The organism is Streptomyces anandii JCM 4720 (genome assembly GCF_014650655.1).
GTDB classification, from domain to species: domain Bacteria; phylum Actinomycetota; class Actinomycetes; order Streptomycetales; family Streptomycetaceae; genus Streptomyces; species Streptomyces anandii.
In genome coordinates, this window is record NZ_BMVJ01000040.1 from 1589 (window position 1) to 8831 (window position 7243).

Annotated in this window: 6 protein-coding genes and 1 riboswitch; of the genes, 3 read left to right on the forward strand and 3 right to left on the reverse strand. The window is 73.6% G+C overall.

The window, feature by feature from the left end:
- Positions 1-260 precede the first annotated feature (260 nt).
- The 3 genes from IE249_RS34600 (at position 261) to IE249_RS34610 (ending at position 3875) form a co-directional block, all read left to right on the forward strand.
- Complete coding sequence (locus tag IE249_RS34600) at positions 261-1457, forward strand: PP2C family protein-serine/threonine phosphatase (protein WP_373304537.1); 1197 nt, start codon at positions 261-263, stop codon at positions 1455-1457.
- Positions 1458-1613: 156 nt separating this feature from the next.
- Positions 1614-1772: riboswitch (cyclic di-AMP (ydaO/yuaA leader) on the forward strand.
- An 11-nt stretch (positions 1773-1783) separates the two neighbouring features.
- Positions 1784-2815 carry a M23 family metallopeptidase gene (locus IE249_RS34605; RefSeq protein ID WP_189711342.1) on the forward strand — a complete coding sequence of 344 codons (1032 nt, stop codon included), beginning with the start codon at positions 1784-1786 and terminating at the stop codon, positions 2813-2815.
- Between the two features lie 115 nt (positions 2816-2930).
- Positions 2931-3875: an aldo/keto reductase gene (locus IE249_RS34610; RefSeq protein ID WP_189711344.1), complete on the forward strand. Its 945-nt coding sequence runs from the start codon at positions 2931-2933 to the stop codon at positions 3873-3875.
- Positions 3876-3887: 12 nt separating this feature from the next.
- Here IE249_RS34610 and IE249_RS34615 read toward each other — a convergent pair whose 3' ends face one another.
- The 3 genes from IE249_RS34615 to lhgD all read right to left on the reverse strand — a co-directional run.
- Positions 3888-5279: a PrsW family intramembrane metalloprotease gene (locus tag IE249_RS34615; RefSeq protein WP_189711346.1), complete on the reverse strand. Its 1392-nt coding sequence runs from the start codon at positions 5277-5279 to the stop codon at positions 3888-3890.
- Between the two features lie 10 nt (positions 5280-5289).
- Complete coding sequence (gene trmB, locus IE249_RS34620; protein WP_189711348.1) at positions 5290-6198, reverse strand: tRNA (guanosine(46)-N7)-methyltransferase TrmB; 909 nt, start codon at positions 6196-6198, stop codon at positions 5290-5292.
- 102 nt (positions 6199-6300) lie between these two features.
- On the reverse strand, positions 6301-7243 hold a 943-nt coding region (gene lhgD, locus IE249_RS34625; RefSeq protein ID WP_229859958.1), incomplete at its 5' end, for an L-2-hydroxyglutarate dehydrogenase.

Genomic DNA, 7243 nt, shown 5'->3' on the forward strand with positions numbered 1-7243 from the left:
CAGGGCCGGAATCCGATCAAGGATTCCGGCCCTGAGCGTTTTCTCCGGCCGCCCGGCGCCGTCGGGCCGGCGCGCGGGCCCTCGGCGGGCGTGTTCCTCGTCACACCTTGTCATCCGGTCGGCCCATACCGGCTCGCTGTCCGCGCCCGCTGCGGGAAACCTGGACCGCGGCGGCGACATGGACATGCGCGCCGCGTTGTGGCGGGACTGGCGGGAGACGAGCGGTGCGGTCTGGTGAGGTGGAGGACACGATCCGGCCCGTGGGCCGGTTGGCGGCCGCCGTTCCCCTCCCGGACGGCTCCGCGGACGGCCTCCCGGCCGCTGGTCAGCGGTGGCGGATCACCTCCGCCGGGGCCCCGGCCCGTGTCTCGGCCCGCGCCTTTGTCCGGTTCCTGCCCGCGCTGCTGCTCGTCGCCGGCGCCTGCTACGACCGCCTGACCCCCGCGAGCTTCACCGCGGCCCCCCTCTTCACCGCCGCACCCCTGGTCGCCGCGCCGCTGCTGTCCCGGCGGGCCACCGTGCTCACGGGGGCCGCGGCCGTCGCCGGCGTGCTCGCGCCGGGGCTGATCGGCGGCCCGTCCGCCGTCCTCCGCGCCGACGCGCTGACCGAACTGCTCACCGTCGCCACGGTCGCCGTCCTCGCCGTGCTGCTCAACCTGCTCGTGCGGCGCGGCGACGAACGGCTCGCCTCCGCCCGCGAGATCGCCGAGGTGGCCCAGCGCGCGGTGCTGCCCGAGCCCGCCGGGCGGATCGGTGGCCTGGAGGTCGCGGCGCGCTACGAGGCGGCGCAGGCCGGGGCGTTCATCGGCGGGGATCTCTACGCGGTGCAGGAAACCCCGTACGGGGTCCGGCTGGTCGTGGGTGATGTGTGCGGCAAGGGCATGGGCGCGGTCGCGGCGGTCGCCGTGGTCATCGGGGCGTTCCGGGAGGCCGCAGAGCAGGAGGCCACCCTGGAGGCGGTGGCTCGGCGGCTGGAACGGGCGCTGGCCCGCGAGGGCGCGCGGCGCGACGGCGAGGACACCCTGGAGGGCTTCACCACCGCCGTGCTCGCGGAGTTCCCGTACGGCGGTGGGACGGTGCGCGTCGTCAACCGGGGCCACCCGCCGCCCCTGCTGCTGTGCGCCGACGGCGCCCTGCGCTCGCTGCTCGCGCGCGACCCCGCGCTGCCGCTGGGCCTCGGGGAGCTGTGCGCCCGGCCCGACCGCGTCGAGGAGAGCGCCTTCCCGCCAGGAGCCACGCTGCTCTTCCACACCGACGGCCTGTCCGAGGCCCGGGACGCGCACGGCCGTTTCTACGATCCCGGACACCGCCTGGCCGGCCGCGCGTTCGGCGACCCCCGGGCCCTGCTCACCGCCCTCGCCTTGGAGGTGCGCCGGCACTGCGGGGGCAGGATGACGGACGACATGGCGCTGCTCGCCGTACGGCGGCCCGGCCCGGAGTGGCCCGAGTCCTACTGAACTCTTGTCAACTCGCCCGGTTTTCGCCGCTCATGAACGGTAAGTCCTGGCCAAAAAGGTTTAAGGATCAAGCCGAACGGCTTGGAATCGGAGCCTCGCCTCTATTAACGTTCGATAACGCAGCGCGGTCGTCCCAGCCGTCACAGAAGGCGGCTCCGTGCGCACGCGTCGAATCCCGCAAGGGAACCGGGGAACCATCGAATTGGGGTGAATCGGGCGTCGTCCGCCGTGGTGGCACGGCTGGATTTACGCGCGTAGGAGACCTTCCCGCTCCGAACCCGTCAGCTAACCCGGTAGGCGATACGGAAGGAAAGGAGTGCGCCCGAGTGGCGTCCAACCCGCCTGCCCCACAAGCCCCGTTCGTGCCGAGCCAGCGGACCGGGACCTTCGCCTACGGCGACCGGCGTGACGACGAGGGCCCCTGGGAGGAGTGGAACCCCACCGAGGAGTCCGTCCGCCCGGCACGCGGCCGGCACCGCGTCAGCAAGCAGCGCGGCGGCGGGCTCGCCCGCAGCTCCACCGTCCTGGGCGTCGGCGTCATCGCCGCAGTGGGCGCGGGCGGCATGGCCAGCGCCAACACCGGCAAGCCGCCGGTGTCCATATCCCTTCCCGACCTGCCCTCCGTGGGCTCGCTGTTCGACGAGTCCCACGACGCCCCGCAGGGCTCCGCGACCGCCCTCAGTTCCGTGGGCGTGAGCACCGCCGACAACGCCAAGGGCGCCGCCGACGCGGGCGAGGCGCTGCGCAACCGGATCATGGCGCAGGCCGAGCAGCAGCAGGCCCAGGTCGACACCAAGGCCGAGGCGGACGCCGACGCCGCCGCCGCGAAGCTCGCCGACGAGGCCGCCGCCAAGGCCGCGAAGGAGGCCGAGGCCAAGGCCGCCGCCGCCAAGAAGCAGGCCGAGGCGGAGGCGGAGAAGAAGGCCGAGGCCGCGCGGCTGGCCGAGCTCGCCAAGCAGTACACGCTGCCCACCTCCTCGTACACCCTCACCGGGACCTTCGGTCAGCCCGGCTCCATGTGGTCCTCCGGCTACCACACCGGCCTGGACTTCGCCGCGCCCACCGGCACCCTGATCAAGGCCATCCACAGCGGCACCGTCACCGAGGCCGGCTGGGCCGGCGCCTACGGCTACCGCACGATCCTGACCCTCGACGACGGCACCGAGCTGTGGTTCTGCCACCAGTCCTCGATCAGCGTCTCGGTCGGGCAGAAGGTCAGCACCGGCGAGGTCATCGGCCGCGTCGGCGCCACCGGCAACGTCACCGGCCCGCACCTGCACCTCGAGGTGCACCCGAACGGCCAGGCCACCGCCGTCGACCCGATGACGTGGCTGCGCGGCAAGGGCCTCAACCCCTGACACCCACGCCCTCCCCGCCCCCGCCGGCACCGCCGCCCGGGGGTTTGCGGAACCTTTGCGGCCGGATACGGCGCGCCCGGAATGGGCCGTCCGGAAGCCGTTGTTGATGTTGTACATGACTTCCGTACGCAAGCTCGGCACATCCGACCTCGAGGTCTTCCCGCTCGCCCTCGGCGGCAACGTCTTCGGCTGGACCGCCGACCGGGCGCAGTCCTTCGCCGTCCTCGACGCCTACGCGGCGGCCGGCGGGAACTTCGTCGACACCGCCGACTCCTACTCGGCCTGGGTGGAGGGCAACAAGGGCGGCGAGTCCGAGACGATCATCGGTGAGTGGGTGCGGGCGCGCGGCAACCGCTCCGACGTCGTCATCGCCACCAAGGTCAGCCAGCACCCCGACCACCCGGGCCTGAGCGCGGCCAACATCAAGGCCGCCGCCGACGCCTCACTCAAGCGCCTGGGCACCGACCACATCGACCTCTACTACACCCACTTCGACAAGCCCGAGGTGCCGGTCGAGGAGATCATCGGGGCCCTCGACGAGCTGGTGAAGGCGGGCAAGGTGCGGCACATCGCCGCCTCCAACATCTCCGCCGAGCGGCTGAAGGCCTCGCTGGACTTCTCCGAGAAGGAGGGCCTGGCCCGGTACGTGGCGCTCCAGCCGCACTACAACCTCGTCTCCCGCGACACCTACGAGGGGGAACTGCTCGACCTGGTCCAGCGCGCCGGTCTGGCCGCCGTGCCGTACTTCGCGCTCGCCTCCGGCTTCCTGACCGGCAAGTACCGGCCGGGTGCGAAGGTGGACAGCGCACGGGCCGAGGGCGCCGCCAAGCACCTGGCGACCGAGCGCGGGCAGCGGGTCCTCGCCGCCCTCGACGAGGTCGCCCGCGCCCACGACGCCGAGGCCGCCACCGTGGCCCTGGCCTGGCTCGCGGCCCAGCCGACCGTGGCCGCCCCCATCGCCTCCGCGCGGACGGTGGAGCAGCTGCCCGCGCTGCTGGGCGTGGCGGGGCTGAGGCTGACGGAGGACGAGGTCGCGAAGCTCGACAGTGCGTCGGCGTAGCGGCCGGGCCGCCTACGGCTGGGTGCGGTACGGGTTGTACGGGCCGTACGAGCCGTAGGAGCCGCCGTACGGTCCCTGCGGCGGCGCGTACCGGCCCTGTGCGGGGTGCACGGCATGCGGTGGGGCGCCGTACACCCCGTACACCTGCCCGTGCACCGGCCACGGCGGGGCGGCCACCCGCAGCGGGGGCGCCGTCATCCGGGCCGCGTGGTCCAGTGCGGGCTGGGCCGTCTCGCGCCTGCGCCACAGCTCGTGGAGCAGCTGCTGCTCCCGTACGACGAAGTCGGCGCCGCCCCGCCCCCGGTTGCCCCGGTGGCGCAGGAAGGCGAGGGAGGTGGCGTACGCCTCGTACTGGGCCACGGTCCGCGCGGCCTGCTTGCCCAGGTGCCGGTGGGCGTACTCGCGGGCCAGCCTGCGGGCGCGCATGGAGCCGAGGGCGTACGGCTCGGCCGGGGTCAGCCAGCCGGCCGCCGCGTACGCGGGCAGCTCCGCGCGCACGGTCCGCAGCTCCCGTTGCCGGGTGGAGACGACCAGCCAGGTCAGCAGGCCGAACGCGGGCACCATGAAGGCCCCGTAGACCGCGAAGAAGCCGTACTCGCCGAAGGTGGAGGAGCCGTTCCAGAAGGCGTGCATGCCCATCGCGAGCAGCAGGCCGGCCAGGGGCAGCAGGATCCGCCGCAGATGCTGGCGTTCCCCGGACAGCGCGGCCACGCCGAAACCGATGCCGGTGAGCACGGTGAACAGCGGGTGCGCGAACGGCGACATGATCACGCGCACGAAGAAGGTCGCCGCGGTGACGGAGGCGATGCCCTGGCCGCCGGTCATCTGGTCGGTGCCGAAGGCGGTGCCGAGGTAGAGGATGTTCTCGGTGAACGCGAAGCCGGTGGCGGTGACGCCGGCGATGACGACCCCGTCGACGATTCCGGTGAAGTCGCGTCTGCGGAAGAGGAAGACCAGCAGGACCGCGGCGGCCTTCGCGGACTCCTCCACGATCGGGGCTATCACGGTCGCGCCCAGGGTGTCCGCGCCGGACGGGTCGGCGGTGGAGGTGGCTATCCAGCGGGTGGCGAAGCTGTTGGCGACGATCGCTATCAGCGCCGCCGCGCACGCTCCCCAGGCGAAGGCGAACAGCAGGTTCCGCCAGGGTCCGGGTTCGACCCGGTCCAGCCAGCGGAAGGCGGCTATCAGCAGCGGCACGGGCAGCACGGCGAGGCCGAGGCCGACCAGGAACCCCTCGGTGCCGGTCTGCCGGCGCACCAGGGCGAGGATGACCAGCCCGGACAGCGCCAGCAGGGTGATCAGGGCGCCATAGCGCACCCACCGCTTCTGCCACCAGTGCGCGTGCCGGGGCCGGCCGCCGGGGGGAGCGCTCGGACGGGTCGGGTACGGGGGACTGGTGGCCACGGCATTGACCCTAACGAGGGAGGGCGCCGCCCGCGACGGGGCCTCCTGGGGGCTCGGCGGGCGACTCCGGAGTCTGGTCCTCGTGCGGTACGCGGCGGAAGAGCAGATCGTTCACCACATGACCCTTGTCCAGTCCCTGGCCCTCGAAACGGGTCAGCGGCCGGAACCCCGGACGGGGTGCGAAACCCCCGTCGGGGCTGGTGTTCTCGAAGTCGGGGTGCGCGGTCAGCACATCGAGCATCTGCTCGGCGTACGGCTCCCAGTCGGTGGCGCAGTGCACGATCGCCCCGGGGCGCAGCCGGGTGGCGGCCAGGGTGAGGAACTCCGGCTGGATCAGCCGCCGCTTGTGGTGCCGCTTCTTGGGCCAGGGGTCGGGGAAGTAGACGCGCAGCCCGTCGAGGGAGTCGGGGGTGAGCATCTCGCGCAGCAGGATGATCGCGTCGCCGTTGGCCACGCGGACGTTGGTCAGCGCGTTGCGGTCGGCCAGGCCCAGCAGATTGCCCTGGCCCGGGGTGTGCACGTCGACGGCGAGGATGTTGGTGTCCGGGTCGGCGGCGGCCATCTGCGCGGTGGCCTCGCCCATCCCGAACCCGATCTCCAGCACGACCGGACGGCTGTTCCCGAACAGCTCGGCGAGGTCGAGGACCCGCTGCCCGTCGATGTCCAGCCCCCACTTGGGCCACAACCGCTGCAGGGCGTCGGCCTGTCCCGCGGTCACCCGGCTGCGCCGCGGCTGGAAGCTGCGGATCCGCCGCTCGAAGTGCGAGCCGGCCGGATCGGCCCTCGGCCCGTCGGGAAAGCGCGGCTCGCCCTTGGCCCTGGTGTGCCGGACGGCCACTCCGGGGGCGTGCGGGGGCTGCTCGCCGGGTGCGGGACGCGCGGTTCCGGGAGCTTCGGGGGTGTTCAGGGAGTCAGACACAGTGGACCCGATTTTACGGCCCGGATACACCGCCCGGTCCGTGGTCGCCCGGCAGGCACCGCCCGGTCCGTGGTCGCCCGGCACGCGCCGTCCGGTCCGTGGTCAGCCGGCCGCGGCCAGCGCGGCCAGTGCCCGCCGGGCCACCTCCCGGCCGATGGGCAGGCAGGCGGTGGCCGCCGGTGACGGCGCGTTCAGCACGTGCACCGTGCGGGCGCCCTCCCGTATGAGGAAGTCGTCCACCAGCGTCCCGTCCCGCAGCACCGCCTGCGCCCGCACCCCGGCCGCCGCCGGCACCAGGTCGTCGGAGGTGACCGCGGGCAGCAGTCTGCGCACCGCCGAGGTGAAGGCGCTCTTGGACACCGAACGCCGCAGCTCCCCCGCCCCGTACCGCCAGTGCCGCCCGGCCATGTGCCAGGAGCCGGGCCAGGTGAGCGTCCCGGCCAGCTCGCGGGGGCGTACGGTCCCCCAGCCGTACCCCTCCCTCGCCAGGGCCGGCACCGCGTTGGGGCCGATGTGCACGCCGCCGTCGATCCCGCGCGTGAGGTGCACACCGAGGAAGGGGAACGCCGGGTCCGGCACCGGATACACCAGTCCCCGCACGAGACCGGGCCGGGCCAGTTCGTAGTACTCGCCCCGGAAGGGCACGATCCGCATCCCCGGGTCGTCCCCGGTCAGCCGGGCCACCTCGTCGCAGTGCAGCCCGGCGCAGTTGACCATCACGCGTGCGCGTACGACCTCGCCGCGGGCGGTTTCCACGGCCACGCCGAACTCCGGTCGCCGGTCCACGCGGACCAGGCGCGCCCCGTAGCGGATGTCGGCGCCCGAGGACCCGGCCAGCTGCCGGGCCACGCCCACGAAGTCGCAGATCCCGGTGGTGCCCACGTGTATGGCGGCCAGGCCCCGCACCTCCGGTTCGTACTCCGCGATCTGGGGGGCGCCCAGCTCGCGCACCGGAATGCCGTTCTCCCGGCCGCGCTGGACCAGGGCGTGCAGGCGGGGCAGCTCGTCCCGGTCGGTCGCGACGATCAGCTTGCCGGTGACGGCG

Bases quoted from the DNA above. Each gene is read 5' to 3' on its own strand.
- IE249_RS34610 (WP_189711344.1), top strand. From the start codon at position 2,931: ATGACTTCCGTACGCAAGCTCGGCACATCCGACCTCGAGGTCTTCCCG.